Source organism: Streptomyces sp. NPDC004435, from assembly GCF_042873895.1.
In the GTDB taxonomy this organism is placed as follows: Bacteria; Actinomycetota; Actinomycetes; order Streptomycetales; family Streptomycetaceae; genus Streptomyces.
Window position 1 is genome coordinate 255,023 of the sequence record NZ_JBIAMB010000007.1, and the last position, 17,679, is coordinate 272,701.

Here is a 17,679-nt window from a genome sequence, read left to right on the forward strand (position 1 = left end):
GTCACGGCAGGAGCGCGTGACCGGGCGGACCGCTTACGGGGGTGTTACTTGAAGGAGACCTCGGCGAAGTTCTCCTGCGTCAGCGGGGAGACCTTCGGCGGGACCACGTTCTTGCCGAAGGCGATGGCCGGCGGGGAGGAGGTCAGCGGGAGACCCGGCAGGTACGCCATGATCGCCTCGTTGGCGGCCTTGTAGAGGTCCGTGCGCTTGGTCGGGTCGCCCTGGAGCGAGCCGGCCTTCACCGCGTTGAAGACCTTGTCGTCCTTGAAGCCCCACTGCTTGTCGTACCCGGCGAACCAGGTGCCGATGAAGTTGTAGCCGTCGTTGAAGTCACCGGTCCAGCCGAGCATGTGGAGGGCGCAGCCGCCCTTCTCCACGGCGTCGACGTAGTCCGGGTTCCACTTCTTCGGCTTCGGGGTGACCTTGATGCCGGCCTTCTCCAGGTCGGCCTTGACCAGCTCGAAGATGTCCTGCGGGGCAGGCATGTACGGGCGGGTGACCTCGGTCGGGTAGCAGAAGTCGACCGCGAGGTTGCTCGCGCCGGCGCCGGCGAGGAGCTGCTTGGCCTTGGCGGTGTCGAACGCGTACTTCTTCACGTTCTCCGAGTAGCCGGCGACGGTGTCGGGCATGAACTGGGTCGCGACCTTGCCGCCCTCGGGCAGCTGGGTCTTGACGATGTTCTCGCGGTCGACGGCGTGCGCGATGGCCTGGCGGACCTCGGGCTTCTTCAGTGCCGGGTTGGCCTCCTGCGTCATACCGAGGTAGAGCAGGTTGAAGACGTCACGGGTCGGGACCTGGAAGCCCGCGCCCTCGAGGGTCTTGATGTCGGCGGGGGCGACGAGGTCGTAGCCGTCGATGTCGCCGGCCTGGAGCGCCTGGCGGCGGCCGTCCTCGGTGTCGATCGTGCGGAAGACCAGGTTCTTCACCTTGGCCTTCTCGCCCCAGTAGTCGTCGAAGCGCTCCAGGGCGACTTCCTTGTTGCCCTTGTTCCACTTCGTGATCTTGTACGGGCCGGTGCCGGCGACCGTGCCGGCCTCCTGGCTGTACTTGGGGTACGTGATGGCGTCGCCGGCCTCGCTGACCTGCTGCTTCGCGTACTCCGCGATCGCCTTGGGCGAGTGGATCGCGAGGGCGTTCAGGGAGAAGCCGCCGGGCAGGTTCGCGGAGGGCTCGAAGACCTCGATGACCGCGGTGGCGTCGTCCTTGGCCGTGCAGGACTTGTAGTTCGCCTTGGGCGTCTCCTTGTCCTCGTTGGCCTTGAAGCCGCCCATGATGGTCTGCCAGTAGTACGAGACCGCGCTCGACTGGTAGGTGCCCTTCCAGTTGAACCAGTAGTCGTAGTTGGCGCAGACCGCCTTCGCGTCGAAGGCCTCGCCGTCGTGGAACTTCACGCCCTTGCGGAGGTTGAAGGTCCAGACGGTGCCCTCGGGGTTGCTCGACCACTTCTCGGCGAGCCCGCCCACCAGCTGGCTGCCGCCGGGCTCGTGCTCCAGGAGCGCCTCGAAGGCCTGCCGGGTGACCCGGAAGGTCTCGCCGTCGCTCGCGAGGGCCGGGTCGAGGGAGGCCGGGTCTCCCGGGGCGCCGAACACGAAGGTGTCCTTCGCCCCGCCCTTGTTGCCTTCCTTGTCCCGGTCGCTCGCGCAGCCCGTGGCGATGAGGCCGACCGCGATGGCCGCCGTCAGAGCCCGGGTCGACCGGGAATTGAGTATGCGCATGGGTCCACCCCTGGGTCGCCATGTGTGGTCTTGACCGGCCGAACGCTACTGGCGAGTGACGCGGCAGAGAACAGTCCGCATAGCGGTGATACCAACCTGAGACCCGGACACTCACCAAAACGGTCCGATGCCGGACATCGGCGGCGGGAGCGGGCCCAAGTAGACGCAAAACCCCGCCCTGGCAAGCAATTTCGGCCAGTGCGGGGCGTGGGGGCGGGGCGGTCGTCAGCGGTGCTGCGCGGGCGGGTAGCCGTATCCCGGACGGTGGGATCCCGCATGCTGGGACGGGGAGCCGTGGGCCTCACGGTCGTAGAAGGGCCGGGCGTGGGCCTTCAGCCAGAGCGCCACCGGGTCGTACGCGTCGGAGAGCGCGACCGTCGAGACGGGCAGCCCCTCGGGCACCGCGCCGATCGACTGGCGCATCATCGCCCGCACCTCGTCCACCGCCGCCGCCGAACCGTCGTACAGGTCCAGGCCGATGACCAGGTACGGGGTGCCGAGGGCGGGCTGCACCCAGCCGCGGCGGAGCGAGCGGACGGCGGGCGTCCGGTGCGCGTTCTGGGTCAGCTGGGCGTAGAACTGCGGGATCTCCAGGGAGGGTTCGGAGACCCGGAGCGGGCCGGCGGGCATCCGGTCGAGGCCGGTGGCGATCCGGCGCAGATCGACCCAGGGGATGCCGACGCCGCCGCCGGGGGCGTGCGGATTCAGCCAGACGCCCCAGCGCTCGGGGTAGAGGGCGCGGGCGATCTCGCGGCCGGTGACGCGCTCGTGGGAGCGGTGCCAGCCGGAGGCGGCGAGTTCGCCGGGCGAGGTGACGCAGGGGGCGTAGCCGTACCCGTCGACCTCCATGTTGCCGTACTGGGCCTCCGGCGAGCCCGCCGAGCCCTGCCAGAGCAGCATGTACAACTCGCCGTCGGCCAGGGCGTGCAGCAGTCCCTCGTACGCGTCGTAGCGTCCGGGCGCCACCTGGCGCAGCATGTGCTCGACCTGTCCGGTCGCGCCTGACGCGCTCACCCTGGGTTCCGCCCCTCTGTCTGGTACGGCTCGGTTCGGCCGTTCGGTCGTCTCGGTCGTGCGGTCGGTCCAGCTTAGACAGGGCCGGGGGTCATCCGGCGGTGCGCAGGTAGAAGGGGCGCACCTGTTCCAGCATCCAGTCGCCGACGGGGTCGGCGGCCATGTCCAGCAGGATGAGGTTGACCGGCCAGGCGACCTCGACGCGGCCGAGGGCGCGGCCGAGGGCGTCCAGCGGGGCGTTGCGGTCGATGCCGTCCCAGCCGGTGAGCTGGACGCCGATGAAGAGCGCCGGCTCGGTGCCCTCGACGCTGGCGAGGGTGCGGCGGGCGCTGGCGACGACGCCGGTGGCCTCGAACTCGGCGGAGGCCGCGGCGAGGAAGTCGACCGGGTCGTCCTGCCAGTCGGGCTCGAAGAGCCGGACCCGGCCGCCGGACGCGGGCCCGTCGAGGGCGGTGCGGCCGACCCGGCAGAGCTCGGCGACGGCCGGCGGGGGCAGCGGGACGCCGACGACGCCGCCGGGGTTCACGGCGATGCCGAGCTGCGGGGGCAGGCCGCGCGCGAAGTCACGGGCGGGGGCGACGGTGAAGGACATGTGGTCGCCGACGCAGGCCAGGAACTGCTCCTGCGAGCTGTAGACGGGGACGTAGGCGGCGCCGCCGATCTCCATGGTGGCGAGGTCCAGGTCGGGGCTGTCGGGACCGCCGCCGTTGGGCAGCGGGACCCAGACGGGGCTGCGGCCGAGCACCTCGATGAGCCGGCCTCCGGCCGCGGGCTCCCCGAGCGCGGCGGTCAGCGCCTCCTCCAGCTCGTTGCCCGGCCACGTCACGTCCACGGTGGTTCCGTCCCCTCCTCGCACGGCCCTGGTCCCGGCCGTCCCGCAGCACCCTAACGCCGCCCCGCCCCGGCTGTGACCAGAACCCGCACCCGGGCGCGCGCGGCCCTCAGCCGGCCTCCCGGAAGCCGAGGCGGCGCAGCGCGCCGGCGGCGTCCCGGTCGAGGAGGGTGGCGGAGGCGCAGCCCCGGGGCAGCCGGCCGGACTCGACGGCGGCGACGAGCCGGCCGACGGCCCTGCGGTGCCGGGCGAAGGCGTACGCGGACACGCCCCGGCCCCGCTCGCGCTGGCCGTCCATGGCGGTGGCCGGGTCGACGTCGAGGAGGACCAGGTGCAGGGCGCGGCCGCGGCGGACGGCGGAGCGGGCGAGCCAGCCGCGGACCCAGGACTGGGTGCCGCAGTCGTGGACGACGACGCCGGCGCCGGAGCGCAGCGCCCGGTACAGCCCGGCGTAGTGCGCGACCCGGACCAGCGGGCGGTAGAGCGCGTACGGCAGCAGGCGGGGCATCCGGGCCTCCCAGCGCTCCCGGGCGTCCTGTGAGTCGATCCCGCGGCCCTCGGCGGCCCGCCGCAGCAGGGTGGACTTGCCGCTGCCGGGCAGCCCGGAGACGACCACGACGTCACCGGCGGCGAAGGTGAGGGCGCGCGGCCCGCGCCCGCCGCGCTCGCGCAGGTCGCGCACGACGCGCCCGCCCGCGCGGGTTCTGGCGCGGGCCCGCGGAGCGGGTATGGCGGCGTCGGTCGCGAAGACGCCGGTGTGCTGGATCCTCATCGCTGCTCCCCCTGTCGGGTCCCCGGGGGACGTACCGGGAGACCTCACGGAGACCCTTGCCCACGAAGTGTAAAGAAACGGTAATCCGAGACAAGCGATTTGCGGCGCCGACACCGCGTGCGATGATGTGCGCGCCAGGCGCGCGCTGCGCCCTACAACCGCATACCGGCCGCTCGAATCCGCGCGGGAGAGTTCCGGACCGGCCTCGGCCGTCCGGGCGCCGAAGGAGCAAGACCCTCCCTTGAATCTCTCAGGCCCCGTACCGCGTGGATGAGGCAGATCTGAAAAGCGGGACACCTGTCGTGTCCCCACCCAAGGTGCAAGCCGGGGATGCCCCCGGTGAACCTCTCAGGTTCCATGACAGATGGGGAGGAACGTCCTTGCCTGTCATGTTTTCCGCCTTCGGGACCCGGGAGCCACGTCCATCATGAGCACCACCCCCCGTCTGACCGCCCTCGATGCCCTGCATCGTTCGCTGGGCGCGACCATGACCGACTTCGCCGGCTGGGACATGCCGCTCCGGTACGGCAGCGAGCGCGACGAGCACAACGCCGTCCGCACCAGGGCCGGCCTCTTCGACCTCTCCCACATGGGCGAGATCACCGTCACCGGCCCGCAGGCGGTCGACCTGCTCGACTTCGCCCTGGTCGGCAACATCTCCACGGTGGGCAACGGCCGCGCCCGCTACACGATGATCTGCCAGGAGGACGGCGGCATCCTCGACGACCTGATCGTCTACCGCCTCGGCGAGACCGAGTACATGGTCGTCGCCAACGCCTCCAACGCCCAGACCGTCCTGGACGCCCTGGTGGCCCGCTCCGGCGGCTTCGACGCCGAGGTCCGCGACGACCGCGACGCGTACGCCCTGCTCGCCGTGCAGGGCCCGGAGTCCCCCGGCATCCTGAAGCAGCTCACCGACGCCGACCTGGACGGCCTGAAGTACTACGCGGGCCTGCCCGGCACGGTCGCCGGCGTCCCGGCGCTGATCGCCAGGACCGGCTACACCGGCGAGGACGGCTTCGAGCTCTTCCTGAAGCCCGAGCACGCCGAGGCCGTGTGGACGGCGCTGACCGAGGCGGGCGCGGGCGTCGGCCTGATCCCGTGCGGCCTCTCCTGCCGCGACACGCTGCGCCTGGAGGCGGGCATGCCGCTGTACGGGCACGAGCTGACCACCTCCCTGACCCCCTTCGACGCCGGTCTCGGCCGCGTCGTGAAGTTCGAGAAGCCGGGCGACTTCGTCGGCCGCAAGGCGCTGGAGGCCGCCGCCGAGCGCGCCGAGACCGCCCCGCCGCGCAAGCTGGTCGGCCTGATCGCCGAGGGCCGCCGCGTCCCGCGCGCCGGCATGTCCGTCGTCGCCGGCGGCGAGGTCGTCGGCGAGATCACCTCCGGCGCCCCCTCCCCGACGCTCGGCGAGCCGATCGCGATGGCGTACGTCGACGCGGCGCACGCCGCCCCCGGCACCGAGGGTGTAGGGGTGGACATCCGCGGCACCCACGAGCCGTACAAGGTCGTGGCGCTGCCGTTCTACAAGCGCCAGAAGTAGGCGGGCGCCCGTCCGGGGACCGCTCCGGACGTGACGCATTCGTCCCGGGCCACGTCTCACCCCGCAAGACCGCCGTACATCCGCACTCCCCCGATCCAGGAGAATCAGGTCATGAGCAACCCCCAGCAGCTTCGCTACAGCAAGGAGCACGAGTGGCTGTCGGCCGTCGAGGACGGCGTCGCCACGGTCGGCATCACGGAGCACGCGGCCAACGCGCTCGGTGACGTCGTGTACGTGCAGCTCCCCGAGGTCGGCGCGACCGTGACCGCGGGCGAGTCCTGTGGCGAGCTGGAGTCGACCAAGTCCGTCAGCGACCTCTACGCCCCGGTGACGGGCGAGATCGTCGAGGCCAACCAGGACGTCGTCGACGACCCCTCGCTGGTGAACTCCGCCCCCTTCGAGGGCGGCTGGCTGTTCAAGGTGCGCATCTCGGGTGAGCCGGACGAGCTGCTCACCGCCGACGAGTACACCGCTTTCACCGCAGGCTGACCGAGACCCCTAGGGATCGCTTCATGTCGCTTCTGAACACTCCCCTCCACGAGCTGGACCCCGACGTCGCCGCCGCCGTCGACGCCGAGCTCGGCCGTCAGCAGTCCACCCTCGAGATGATCGCCTCGGAGAACTTCGCTCCGGTCGCGGTCATGGAGGCCCAGGGCTCCGTCCTCACCAACAAGTACGCCGAGGGTTACCCGGGCCGCCGCTACTACGGTGGCTGCGAGCACGTCGACGTGGCCGAGCAGATCGCGATCGACCGGGTGAAGGAGCTGTTCGGCGCCGAGTACGCCAACGTGCAGCCGCACTCCGGCGCCTCCGCGAACCAGGCCGCCCTCTTCGCGATCGCCCAGCCGGGCGACACGATCCTCGGTCTGGACCTGGCCCACGGCGGCCACCTCACCCACGGCATGCGCCTGAACTTCTCGGGCAAGCAGTTCGAGGTGGTCGCGTACCACGTGGACGAGGCCGGTCTGGTCGACATGGCCGAGGTCGAGCGCCTGGCCAAGGAGCACCGCCCGAAGGTCATCATCGCCGGCTGGTCGGCGTACCCGCGTCAGCTGGACTTCGCGGAGTTCCGCCGGATCGCCGACGAGGTCGAGGCGTACCTGTGGGTCGACATGGCCCACTTCGCGGGCCTGGTCGCGGCCGGTCTGCACCCGAACCCGGTCCCGTACGCGGACGTGGTGACCTCCACCACGCACAAGACGCTCGGCGGCCCGCGCGGCGGCATCATCCTCGCCCGGGGCAAGGAGTTCGCGAAGAAGCTGAACTCCGCGGTCTTCCCCGGCTTCCAGGGCGGTCCGCTGGAGCACGTGATCGCGGCCAAGGCCGTCTCCTTCAAGGTCGCGGCCTCGGAGGAGTTCAAGGAGCGCCAGCAGCGCACCGTGGACGGCGCCCGCATCCTGGCCGAGCGCCTGGTCCGGGACGACGTCGCCGCGCACGGTGTCGCGGTCGCCTCCGGCGGCACGGACGTGCACCTGGTCCTGGTGGACCTGCGCGACTCCGAGCTCGACGGCCAGCAGGCCGAGGACCGGCTTCACGAGGTCGGCATCACGGTCAACCGGAACGCCGTTCCGAACGACCCGCGCCCGCCGATGGTCACCTCCGGTCTGCGCATCGGCACGCCGGCCCTCGCCACCCGCGGCTTCACCTCCGAGGACTTCACCGAGGTCGCCGACATCATCGCCGAGACGCTGAAGCCGGGCTTCGACGCGGACAAGGCCGAGGCCCTGAAGGCCCGTGTGACCGCTCTGGCCGACAAGCACCCGCTGTACCCCGGCCTGAAGTAATTTCGTACGCTTTCGTTCCTGGGTTCGTTCGTTCGAAAGCTCCGGGGCACCGCGCACACTGGACAGTGCGGCGCGGTGCCCCGCCCCATGTCGTCACCTCTTCACGCTTTTCTGCTCCACCCCGGCAGACAACGGCGTCTAGCCCCCACAAGGAGTCCTCCCGTGGCCATCTCGGTCTTCGACCTGTTCTCGATCGGCATCGGTCCGTCGAGCTCCCACACGGTGGGCCCCATGCGCGCGGCCCGGATGTTCGCCCGCCGGCTGAAGAACGAGGGGCTGCTCGCTGGGACCGCGAAGGTCCGGGCGGAGCTGTACGGCTCGCTCGGCGCCACCGGTCACGGCCACGGCACCCCGAAGGCGGTCCTGCTCGGCCTGGAGGGGAACTCGCCCCGCACGGTCGACGTGGAGAACGCCGACGCCGAGTTCGAGCGGATCAAGGCGAGCGGCCGGATCAACCTGCTCGGCGCCCACGACATCCCCTTCGACTTCGACGCCGATCTGGTGCTGCACCGGCGCAAGGCGCTCCCGTACCACGCCAACGGCATGACGGTCTTCGCCTACGACGCCGAGGGCGCGCTCGTCCTGGAGAAGACGTACTACTCCGTCGGCGGCGGCTTCGTGGTCGACGAGGACGCGGTGGCGGGCGAGAACCCGATCATCCCGGACGACACCGTCCTGAAGTACCCCTTCCGCACCGGCGACGAGCTGCTCCGCCTCGCCAAGGAGACCGGCCTGTCGATCTCCTCCCTGATGCTGGAGAACGAGAAGGCGTGGCGCACCGAGGACGAGATCCGCGCCGGCCTGCTGGAGATCTGGCGGGTCATGCAGGCCTGCGTGTCGCGCGGCATGGCCCGCGAGGGCATCCTGCCGGGCGGTCTGAAGGTCCGCCGCCGCGCCTCGACCCTGGCCCGCAAGCTGCGCTCCGAGGGCGACCCGGCCATGCACGCGATGGAGTGGATCACCCTCTACGCGATGGCGGTGAACGAGGAGAACGCGGCGGGCGGCCGGGTGGTCACCGCCCCGACGAACGGCGCGGCCGGCATCATCCCCGCCGTCCTGCACTACTACATGAACTTCGTCCCCGGCGCCGACGAGGACGGCATCGTCCGCTTCCTCCTCGCGGCCGGCGCGGTCGGCATGCTCTTCAAGGAGAACGCCTCGATCTCCGGCGCCGAGGTCGGCTGCCAGGGCGAGGTCGGCTCGGCCTGCTCGATGGCGGCGGGCGCGCTGGCCGAGGTGCTGGGCGGCTCCCCCGAGCAGGTGGAGAACGCGGCGGAGATCGGCATGGAACACAACCTGGGCCTGACCTGCGACCCGGTCGGCGGCCTGGTGCAGATCCCGTGCATCGAGCGGAACGGCATGGCGGCGGTCAAGGCCGTCACGGCGGCGAAGATGTCGATGCGCGGCGACGGCAGCCACCTGGTCTCCCTCGACAAGGTCATCAAGACCATGAAGGAGACGGGCGCGGACATGAGCGTCAAGTACAAGGAGACCGCCCGCGGCGGGCTCGCGGTGAACATCATCGAGTGCTGAGCACGGGGCGGTGAGCCCCCGCGCCGGGCACGCGCGCGTACCGACGGCCGGTCCCGCCCCCGCAGGACCGGCCGTCGTGCGTCGCTCGGGTCAGAAGCGGACCCAGAGGACGTAGACGTCCGGGCGGGAGGGGTGGAAGGGCTCGCAGAAGTAGATCTTCCCCCACATCCACTCGCCGGCCTGGCCGGCGGCCTGGCACTCGGCGTACGAGGCGTGGTGGCTGCGGGCGTAGAAGCCCGGTCCTGCGGCCTCGGCCGTGCCGGCCGTGCCGAGGGCGAGGGCTGCGGCGGTGGCCGCGGTGGCCAGGGCGGCTGCGACGCGACGGTACATGGCATGTCCTCCTGAAATGAACGATGCGATGCGGTACGGGATGGTGCCGTGCGGTTCGTGCGGCTGCGCAGCCGGGACGAAACGTATCGGCGCGCCCTCCCCCCGGCAATAGGTCTAGGCCAATCCCTCGGACGGATGTCCGGATTCCCCGGTGGACGGCCGGATTCCGTCGCTAGGGTCCGATCATGACCATGACCACAGATGCCGAATGCGCCGCCCTGACCCGCACCCTGCGTCGCCGGGGGATCGTCGTGCTTTCCGTCTTCGCGGCGGTGTGGGCGCTCGCCGGCGGCTCGGGGCTGCCCGCGCCGGGGCTCCTCGTCGCCGGGGTGCTCGCGGCCCTCCTGACGGCCGGGACGCTGGCCGCGGGGTTCCGGGCGACGGCCCGCGAGGTGACCCGTCCGGTGCGGCTGCCGGAGCGGTGGAACCGGGGGGTCGGGATCGTCAACGCGATCGAGGCCGCCGCGATCGTCGCCGTGATCGCGGCCTCGAACGCGGCCGGGCACCAGGAGTGGATCCCGGTCGGCCTCTGCCTCGTCGTGGGACTGCACTTCTTCCCGCTGGCCCGCCTCTACGACCAGCGCCAGTACGGATGGCTGGCGGCGGCCCTGACGGCACTGGCGTCGATCGGCACGGGCCTGCTGGCCGCCGGCCTGTCGGCGGAGTCCGTACGGGCCTCCGTGGCGCTCCCCGCGGCCCTGGCCCTCTGGGGCACGGCGCTGCTGGTGGCGCGCGACTGACGTGCCGGGCCGGCCGGGAGCGAGGGGCGGGCGGCGGCTCGGTGCGAGCGCCGCCCGGCCCCGGGACCGGGGCCGGTCAGGCCCGGGTCACGCCTTGCTGAGGTGGGACCAGAACTCGTCCCACGACAGGCGGCCGTCGCCGTTGTCGTCGCGCTGCTTGATGAGGGCCTCGGCGACCGTCTCGGTGACGTTGAAGTCACCCAGCTGGGCCATGACGCTCTTGTACTCCGCGGCGGTGATGAAGCCGTCCCCGTCCACGTCGTACCGGTTGAATGCCGTGCGTGCCGACTCGATGTCCGCCACTGCTTCCGCCCCTTCTCGGTGCTGTCTTTGACGGTGGTCAGATTAGCGGGCGGAGCGGTGTCCGCCGATGGCGGTACCGAAGTGGGGGACGGAGCGGCACATCGGCGTCCACTATATGGACGATCGAGGGAAACAATCGGTGAACCGCATAGGCATTCACAGTTTGCAAGGTCAGTGCCGCACGTCACCAACGATTCACAGTTAAAACGTGCATATATGTCCGGATTGATAACGATGTGGGCGCTTGGCGATGGGCCCACCGTCTGTCATAGTCGAGGGAACGACTCCCCTTGACCCGGGCCAAGTCGTCCAAGCGGCCGTGGATACACCCCCCCGTCCACGGCGCATCACACGGAAGCCCCCAGCAGCCCCACCACGGCGCACGGGGGCTTTCGTGCGTTCAGCGGTCGGTGACCCGCATCTCGAACCAGGTCGTCTTGCCGCGCGGCCCGAGATCCACGCCCCACCGGTCGGAGAGCTTGTCGACGAGGAAGAGGCCCCGGCCGCTGACGTCGAGCTCGCCCACCGGCATCAGGCAGGGCAGGCCGCGCGAGGGGTCGCGCACCTCGATCCTGATCCGGCCGGGGCGCCGCTGGGCGCGGAGCGCGAAGACCCGGGCGCCGGTGTGCCGGACCGCGTTCCCCACCAGCTCGGAGACGAGCAGCACCGCGTGCTCGGCGAGGTTCGGGCCGAGCGCCCACTGGCGCAGCACCACGTACTGGGTCATCCGGCGGGCGATCCGGGCCGACTCGGGCTGCGACGGCAGACGGACGTCGACCTCCGCCGGGTTGCCGTACCGGTCCATCGCCGAGAGGGCCTCTTCGTCCTCGGGGGTCGGTGCCCACCGTGCGGCGGGCACACTCCCCTGCCGTGGTTGTTCCCTGCTCTCCAGGCCCGCCATGCCCACCATCATGGCCGCCGGAGACGACCCGCGGGGGCCGTTCCGGTGGAATGGCCCCCGCGGGTGGGCGCGTCGCCGTGACGGTCCGTCGGACGACGGTCCGGCCGGCGGCGGGTCAGGCGAACTTGGCCTTGCCCGGGCCCTCCTCGACGAAGCTGCGCATGCCGGTCTCGCGGTCCGCGGTGGCGAACAGCGCGGAGAACCAGGTGCGTTCGAGGGCGAGGCCGGTGTCGATGTCGGCCTCCAGGCCCTGGTCGATCGCCTCCTTGGCGGCGCGCAGCGCCACCGCCGGGCCCTGCGCCAGCTTCGCGGCCCAGGCGTGCGCCTGCTCGTACACCTCGGCGGCCGGGACCACCCGGTCGACCAGGCCGAGGGTGAGCGCCTCCTCCGCCCGCACCATCCGGCCGGTGAAGATGAGGTCCTTGGCCTTCGACGGGCCGACCAGGCGGGAGAGCCGCTGGGTGCCGCCGGCGCCGGGGATCAGGCCGAGCAGGATCTCGGGCTGGCCGAGCTTCGCGTTGTCGGCGGCGATCCGGTAGTCGGCGCAGAGCGCGAGCTCGCAGCCGCCGCCGAGGGCGTACCCGGTGATCGCGGCGACGACCGGCTTCGGGATACGGGCCACGGCCGTGAAGGAGTCCTGGAGCGCGCGCGACCGCTCGACCATGGCCACGTGGTCCATGACCTGCATCTCCTTGATGTCCGCGCCGGCCGCGAAGACCTTCTCGCCGCCGTAGAGGACGACGGCGCGCACGTCGTCGCGGTCGGTGGCCTCCTGGGCCAGCTCGCGCAGCCGGTCCTGGGTGGCGACGTCCAGGGCGTTCATCGGCGGGCGGTCGAGGCGGATCGTGCCGACGCCGTCGGCGACTTCGAGGTTCACAGTCATGGGACAGAGGTTAGTGCGCGTTAACGCGGACGGGCCCGGTGCTGTTGCTCACAGCACCGGGCCCGTCCAGGACGGCGGGGATCTAGGCGATCCACTCCGACCAGGACATGTTCCAGCCGTTCAGGCCGTTCTCCGGCTTGATCTGCTTGTCCTTCGAGTTCTTCACGACGATGACGTCGCCGATGATCGAACGGTCGTAGAACCAGGCGGCCGGCGTGGAGCTGTCGCCCGCGCCCCGGGTGTCCGAGAGGCCGACGCAGCCGTGGCTGACGTTCTGCGAGCCGAAGGTGGACTTCGGGGCCCAGTAGTTGCCGTGCACGAAGGTGCCGGAGGTGGACAGGCGCATGGCGTGCGGCACGTCCTTGATGTCGTACTCGCCGCCGAAGCCGACCGTGGCGCCGTTCATCCGGGTCACCTTGTACTTCTCGCTGATGACCATCTGACCGTTGTACGTGGTCGTCGACGGGGCGCCCGCGGTGATCGGCAGGGTCTTGATGATCGTGCCGTCGCGCTCGACCTTCATCGTCTTGGCGCTCGCGTCGACCGTGGAGACCTGGCGGCGGCCGATGGTGAAGGAGTACGTCTTCTTCTGCTTGCCGTAGACGCCCGGGCGACCCTCGACGCCGTCCAGGTTGAGCTCGACGGTGACCTTCGTCCCGGCCTTCCAGTACTCCTCGGGACGGAAGTCGAGGCGGTCGTTGCCGAACCAGTGGCCCTCGATCTCGACGGCCGGCTCGGCCGTCACCTTGACGGCCTTCTCCACGGCCTCGGGGTCGGTGATGCCCCGGGTGAAGTTGATGGAGACCGGCATGCCGACGCCGACGGTCGTGTCGGCCTCCGGCGTGTAGTGGCCGATGAAGGTGTTCTTCGGGACCAGCGTGGTGAAGGTGGTGTCCTTCGCCGACTCGCGCCCCTCGGCGTCCTTCGCGCTCGCGTGGACCTTGTACTGGGTGCCGGCCGACAGGTGGGCCAGCGGCTCCCAGCTCGCGCCGTCCGCCGAGATCTTCCCCTCGACCGCGGCGCCCTTGGAGTCGGCGACCGTCACGGTCGTCAGCTTGCCCTGCTCGGCGGTGACCTTGAGGGCCCCGCTGGTGGCGACCGAGTCGGCGCCGTCCTTCGGCAGGATGGTCACGACCGCCTGGGAGGCGGCGTTGTCGGGCGCCGCGGTCCCCTGCCCGGCGCCGCCGGCCCCGGTCCCGCCGGTCTTCGACGGCTCCTCACCGCCACAGGCGGTCAGGACCAGCAGCAGCGCCCCCGTCGCCAGGGCCCCGAGGCGGAGACTCCGCCGCCGCGCCGACCGCCCCGATATCGGCTGCCCGTTCACTATGGTCTTCTCCCCTCGCACGACCCGGCCGCCGGCCGGGCCCCACCCCCTGTACGCACGTCCCGCGCACGGCGCTAGATAATCACACCGGAAGACACGAAAGTTCCACGTGAATGTCACCGTTCAGTCCCAGTCGGGGCCGGGCCGGAGGCGAGCGGGGAGCGGCTCGCGTCCGGCCCGGGCGGCCGGGCGGGGTCAGCGGAGCGCGGATCCGGCCTTCCAGCCGTCCCAGTCGAGGTTCCAGCCGCCGAGGCCGTTGTCCGGAGCGACCTCGCGGTCCTGGGAGTTGACCACCTCCACGACGTCGCCGACGAGGCTCCGGTCGTAGAACCAGCCCGCCGGGGTGTCGGCGCCGCCGCCCTTCACGTCCCGCAGCCCCACGCAGCCGTGGCTGACGTTGGCCGAGCCGAAGGTCGAGGGGTCGGCCCAGTAGTTGCCGTGGATGAAGGTGCCGGACTCGGTGAGCCGCATGGCGTGCGGCACGTCCTTGATGTCGTACTCGCCGCCGAAGCCGACCGTGGCGCCGTTCATCCGGGTCACGTCGTACAGCTCGGTGACCACCATCTTCCCGTTGTACGTGGTGGTCTTCGGCGCGCCGGCGGTGATCGGCAGCGTGGCCAGGACCCGCCCGTCCCGACGCACCTCCATGGTGTGCGCGGCGGCGTCCACCAGGGAGACCTGGGAGCGGCCCACCGTGAAGCCGACCGTCTTGCGCTGGATGCCGTAGACGCCGGGGGCGCCCTCGACGTCCCGCAGCCCCAGCTCGACCGTCACCTTCGTGCCGGCCGCCCAGTACCGGGCGGGGCGGAAGTCGAGCCGCTCCTTGCCGAACCAGTGGCCGACGACCTCGACCGGCGGGTCGGCGGTGATCCGGATCGCCCGCTCGACCTCGGCCCGGTTCTCGATCGGGCGGTTGAAGCCGAAGGAGACGATCATGCCGGCGCCGACAGTGGAACGGTTCTCCGGAGTGAAGTAGCCGATGAAGCGGGACTCCGGGACCACCGTGGTGAAGGTGGTGTGCCGGGCCGAGCGGCGCCCGTGCTCGTCGAGCGCCACCGCGTCCACGCTGTACTTCGCGGCGAGCGCGAGCCGGCTGCCCTCGGCGGGCCGCCAGCGCAGCCCGTCGGCGCTGACCTCTCCGGCGACGGCCGACCGGCGCCCGTCCGCCACCTGGGTCACGCTCACCCGTTCGAGCCGCCCGCTGTCCACCCGTACCTCCAGCGGACCTTCCGGTGGCACCGCCCGGCTGCCGTCCTCCGGGCTGACCCGGATGACGTCGCCGGGGGCCCGCGCCTTGCCCGGAAGTCCCAGGCCGACGCCTCCTTCCCCGTCCGATCCGGTGCAGCCGGCGAGACCCACGAGGAGCCCCGCGACCGCGAGGAGTTTCCCGGCCCGTTCCCATACACGTGTCACGCGTGGCCCAACGACGACCCCCCTCCAGGGGAAACGTGCGCGCGGGCCATGTTGGGCGGACGGCCCTGCGGGCAGAACAGGGGGGACGACCGGGAGTACACGAGGGTGCGGGAGGACGCGCGGGGGCCGGGGCCGGGACGCCCCTCCCCCGGCCGCGGGCCCGCCGGAGCCGCGGGAGGCCAGGGCGGTGTCGAGCACAGCCGAACAGCAGGCGGTACCGGAGCATGCCCCGGAACGGATGGCGCCCCCGGTGTGGCCGGGGGCGCCCACCCCGCTCGGGGCCCGCTGCCGGGTCGGCCCGGACGGGACCCGGGGCACCAACTTCGCCCTCTGGGCGGGCGGCGCGGAGGCGGTGGAGCTCTGCCTCTTCGCGCCGGACGGCACCGAGACCCGGCTGCCGCTGACCGAACTCACCCACGAGATCTGGCACGGCTTCGTGCCCGGCATCGGCCCCGGCCAGCGGTACGGCTACCGGGCGCACGGCCGCTGGGACCCGTGGACGGGCGCCCGGTGGAACCCGGCGAAACTCCTCCTCGACCCGTACGCGCGGGCCGTGGACGGGGACTTCACCCTGCCCCCCGAGGTGTACGGGCACGTCCGCGACTGGCCGCAGCAGCACGTCGCCGACACCGTCCGCGACGAGCGGGACTCCGCCCCGTTCGTGCCCAAGGGGGTCGTCGTCCTGGACGACGACGACTGGTCCGACGACCGCAGGCCCAAGACGCCCTGGCAGGACTCCGTCATCTACGAGGTCCACGTCAAGGGCTTCACCGCCCGGCACCCCGGCATCCCCGAGCACCTGCGGGGCACCTACGCGGGGCTCGCCCACCCGGCCGCGATCGACCACCTCGTCCGGCTCGGGGTGACGGCGGTCGAGCTGCTGCCCGTCCACCAGTTCGCCCACGAGGACCACCTGCTCCGCCGCGGCCTCGTCAACTACTGGGGCTACAACTCGATCGGCTACTTCGCCCCGCACGCCGGCTACTCCTCCTCCGGCACCGCGGGACAGCAGGTCGGCGAGTTCAAGCGGATGGTCAGGGCCCTGCACGAGGCCGGCATCGAGGTCATCCTCGACGTCGTCTACAACCACACCGCGGAGGCCGGCGAGCTCGGCCCGACCCTGTCGCTGAAGGGCATCGACAACCGCGGCTACTACCGGCTCCAGTCCGACGCCCGCCGGTACGCCGACTACACCGGCTGCGGCAACACCCTGCACGTCGTCCAGCCGCAGGTGCTCCGGCTCATCACCGACAGCCTGCGCTACTGGGTCACCGAGATGGGCGTCGACGGCTTCCGCTTCGACCTGGCGGCGGCGCTGGCCCGCTCGATGCACGACGTCGACATGCTCTCGCCGTTCCTCGCCGTCATCGCCCAGGACCCCGTGCTGCGCCGGGTCAAGCTCATCGCCGAACCCTGGGACGTCGGCAACGGCGGCTATCAGGTCGGCGCCTTCCCGCCGCTGTGGACCGAGTGGAACGACCGCTACCGGGACGCCGTGCGGGACTTCTGGCGCGGCGCCCTGCCCGACGTGCGCGACCTCGGCTACCGGCTCTCCGGCTCCAGCGACCTGTACGCCTGGGGCGGCCGCCGCCCGTACGCCTCCGTCAACTTCGTCACCGCCCACGACGGGTTCACCCTGCGCGACCTCGTCACGTACGAGCGCAAGCACAACGAGGCCAACGGCGAGGGCAACCGGGACGGCACCCACGACAACCGCTCCTGGAACTGCGGAGCCGAGGGCGAGACCGACGACCCGGAGATCGGCGCGCTCCGGCTGCGGCAGCTCCGCAACCTCCTCACCACGCTGCTGCTCTCCACCGGCGTGCCGATGCTGGTCGCGGGCGACGAGATGGGCCGCACCCAGGGCGGCAACAACAACGCCTACTGCCAGGACGACGAGACGAGCTGGCTCGACTGGTCCCTCCCCGAGGACCCCGGCCGCGCCCAGCTCCTCGCCCTCACCCGGCGGCTGCTCGCCCTGCGCCACCGCCACCCGGTGCTGCGCCGCCGCGCCTTCTTCTCCGGACGGCCGCAGGGCGCGGACGGGCTGCGGGACCTCGCCTGGTTCGGTCCCGACGGGACGGAGATGACCGAGCGGGACTGGTACGCGCCCTCGGCCACGCTCGCGCTCTATCTGTCGGGGCGGGACATACCGGGCCGGGACGAGCGCGGCGAGCAGGTCCTCGACGACAGCTTCCTCGCCGTGCTCCACGCCGGCCCGGCCCCGCTGGACTTCCGGCTGCCCGGCGCGCCCTGGGCCCAGACGTACGAGCGGGTCCTCGACACCGCCCTCGACGACCAGACCGCGCCCCCGGGGACGCTCCACCCGGGCGGGGAGGTGTTGCCGGTGGGCGCGCGGTCGGTGGTGCTGCTGAGGGTGGCGGGGTGAGCCGGCGCCGCGGCGGGAGGGCCCCGGCCCGGCCACCGCGGCGCCACGGCGGCGGCCGGGGCGGGACGGGACGGGACGGGACGGCGGCGACGGCGGTGGGCGGGGCGGCGGCCGGGAGCGTGTCGGCAATGGCGGGGACGGGGCGGCGGTGGCCGGGACCGGGCGGCGGTGGCCGAAATTCGGATGAGACGTGTCAGTGGTGA

The 17,679-nt window shown here is 71.9% G+C and carries 16 protein-coding genes and 1 riboswitch; of the genes, 6 read left to right on the forward strand and 10 right to left on the reverse strand.

Annotated features, from left to right (window positions below; genetic code table 11):
- Nucleotides 1-44: 44 nt before the first annotated feature.
- The 4 genes from ACFYT9_RS15150 to ACFYT9_RS15165 form a co-directional block, all read right to left on the reverse strand.
- Nucleotides 45-1,715 (reverse strand): ABC transporter substrate-binding protein, encoded by a 1,671-nt coding sequence (locus ACFYT9_RS15150; RefSeq protein WP_387273001.1) that lies wholly within the window; start codon nt 1,713-1,715, stop codon nt 45-47.
- 225 nt (nt 1,716-1,940) lie between these two features.
- Nucleotides 1,941-2,729 carry an enhanced serine sensitivity protein SseB C-terminal domain-containing protein gene (locus ACFYT9_RS15155; RefSeq protein ID WP_376599974.1) on the reverse strand — a complete coding sequence of 263 codons (789 nt, stop codon included), beginning with the start codon at nt 2,727-2,729 and terminating at the stop codon, nt 1,941-1,943.
- 91 nt (nt 2,730-2,820) lie between these two features.
- Nucleotides 2,821-3,561 carry an enhanced serine sensitivity protein SseB gene (locus ACFYT9_RS15160; protein WP_389163667.1) on the reverse strand — a complete coding sequence of 247 codons (741 nt, stop codon included), beginning with the start codon at nt 3,559-3,561 and terminating at the stop codon, nt 2,821-2,823.
- A 109-nt stretch (nt 3,562-3,670) separates the two neighbouring features.
- A complete protein-coding gene (locus tag ACFYT9_RS15165; RefSeq protein ID WP_389163670.1) occupies nt 3,671-4,333 on the reverse strand; it encodes an AAA family ATPase in 663 nt (220 codons plus the stop codon).
- Nucleotides 4,334-4,507: 174 nt separating this feature from the next.
- A riboswitch (glycine riboswitch) is annotated at nt 4,508-4,608 on the forward strand.
- 152 nt (nt 4,609-4,760) lie between these two features.
- Between ACFYT9_RS15165 and gcvT the strand changes: the two genes are divergently transcribed.
- The 4 genes from gcvT (at nt 4,761) to ACFYT9_RS15185 (ending at nt 9,193) form a co-directional block, all read left to right on the forward strand.
- Nucleotides 4,761-5,876, forward strand: coding sequence for a glycine cleavage system aminomethyltransferase GcvT (gene gcvT / locus ACFYT9_RS15170; RefSeq protein ID WP_376599970.1), 1,116 nt, complete (start codon nt 4,761-4,763; stop codon nt 5,874-5,876).
- A 111-nt stretch (nt 5,877-5,987) separates the two neighbouring features.
- Nucleotides 5,988-6,365 carry a glycine cleavage system protein GcvH gene (gcvH, locus tag ACFYT9_RS15175; RefSeq protein WP_376599968.1) on the forward strand — a complete coding sequence of 126 codons (378 nt, stop codon included), beginning with the start codon at nt 5,988-5,990 and terminating at the stop codon, nt 6,363-6,365.
- A 23-nt stretch (nt 6,366-6,388) separates the two neighbouring features.
- Nucleotides 6,389-7,660 carry a serine hydroxymethyltransferase gene (gene glyA, locus ACFYT9_RS15180; protein ID WP_389163673.1) on the forward strand — a complete coding sequence of 424 codons (1,272 nt, stop codon included), beginning with the start codon at nt 6,389-6,391 and terminating at the stop codon, nt 7,658-7,660.
- Nucleotides 7,661-7,822: 162 nt separating this feature from the next.
- Complete coding sequence (locus tag ACFYT9_RS15185; protein ID WP_376599965.1) at nt 7,823-9,193, forward strand: L-serine ammonia-lyase; 1,371 nt, start codon at nt 7,823-7,825, stop codon at nt 9,191-9,193.
- A gap of 90 nt (nt 9,194-9,283) precedes the next feature.
- On the opposite strand, the gene ACFYT9_RS15190 is transcribed toward ACFYT9_RS15185, so the two are convergent.
- Nucleotides 9,284-9,523, reverse strand: coding sequence for a hypothetical protein (locus tag ACFYT9_RS15190; RefSeq protein ID WP_376599963.1), 240 nt, complete (start codon nt 9,521-9,523; stop codon nt 9,284-9,286).
- A 185-nt stretch (nt 9,524-9,708) separates the two neighbouring features.
- On the opposite strand from ACFYT9_RS15190, the gene ACFYT9_RS15195 reads away from it, so the two are divergent.
- Nucleotides 9,709-10,263: a DUF7010 family protein gene (locus tag ACFYT9_RS15195; protein ID WP_376599962.1), complete on the forward strand. Its 555-nt coding sequence runs from the start codon at nt 9,709-9,711 to the stop codon at nt 10,261-10,263.
- An 87-nt stretch (nt 10,264-10,350) separates the two neighbouring features.
- Here the strand turns inward: ACFYT9_RS15195 and ACFYT9_RS15200 are convergent, their stop codons facing one another.
- The 5 genes from ACFYT9_RS15200 to ACFYT9_RS15220 all read right to left on the reverse strand — a co-directional run bounded on the left by ACFYT9_RS15200 (nt 10,351) and on the right by ACFYT9_RS15220 (nt 15,087).
- Nucleotides 10,351-10,566 carry an EF-hand domain-containing protein gene (locus tag ACFYT9_RS15200; RefSeq protein WP_015036303.1) on the reverse strand — a complete coding sequence of 72 codons (216 nt, stop codon included), beginning with the start codon at nt 10,564-10,566 and terminating at the stop codon, nt 10,351-10,353.
- Nucleotides 10,567-10,966: 400 nt separating this feature from the next.
- Nucleotides 10,967-11,467, reverse strand: coding sequence for an ATP-binding protein (locus ACFYT9_RS15205; protein WP_389163677.1), 501 nt, complete (start codon nt 11,465-11,467; stop codon nt 10,967-10,969).
- 115 nt (nt 11,468-11,582) lie between these two features.
- Nucleotides 11,583-12,350, reverse strand: a complete 768-nt coding sequence (locus ACFYT9_RS15210) for an enoyl-CoA hydratase/isomerase family protein (RefSeq protein WP_387272987.1) — start codon at nt 12,348-12,350, stop codon at nt 11,583-11,585.
- An 82-nt stretch (nt 12,351-12,432) separates the two neighbouring features.
- Complete coding sequence (locus tag ACFYT9_RS15215) at nt 12,433-13,674, reverse strand: Ig-like domain-containing protein (RefSeq protein ID WP_387272985.1); 1,242 nt, start codon at nt 13,672-13,674, stop codon at nt 12,433-12,435.
- Between the two features lie 195 nt (nt 13,675-13,869).
- Entirely contained in the window at nt 13,870-15,087 is a 1,218-nt protein-coding gene (locus ACFYT9_RS15220; RefSeq protein WP_389163680.1) for an Ig-like domain-containing protein, read from the reverse strand.
- Between the two features lie 238 nt (nt 15,088-15,325).
- On the opposite strand from ACFYT9_RS15220, the gene glgX reads away from it, so the two are divergent.
- Entirely contained in the window at nt 15,326-17,476 is a 2,151-nt protein-coding gene (gene glgX, locus ACFYT9_RS15225; RefSeq protein ID WP_387273031.1) for a glycogen debranching protein GlgX, read from the forward strand.
- The last annotated feature ends 203 nt before the right edge of the window (nt 17,477-17,679 follow it).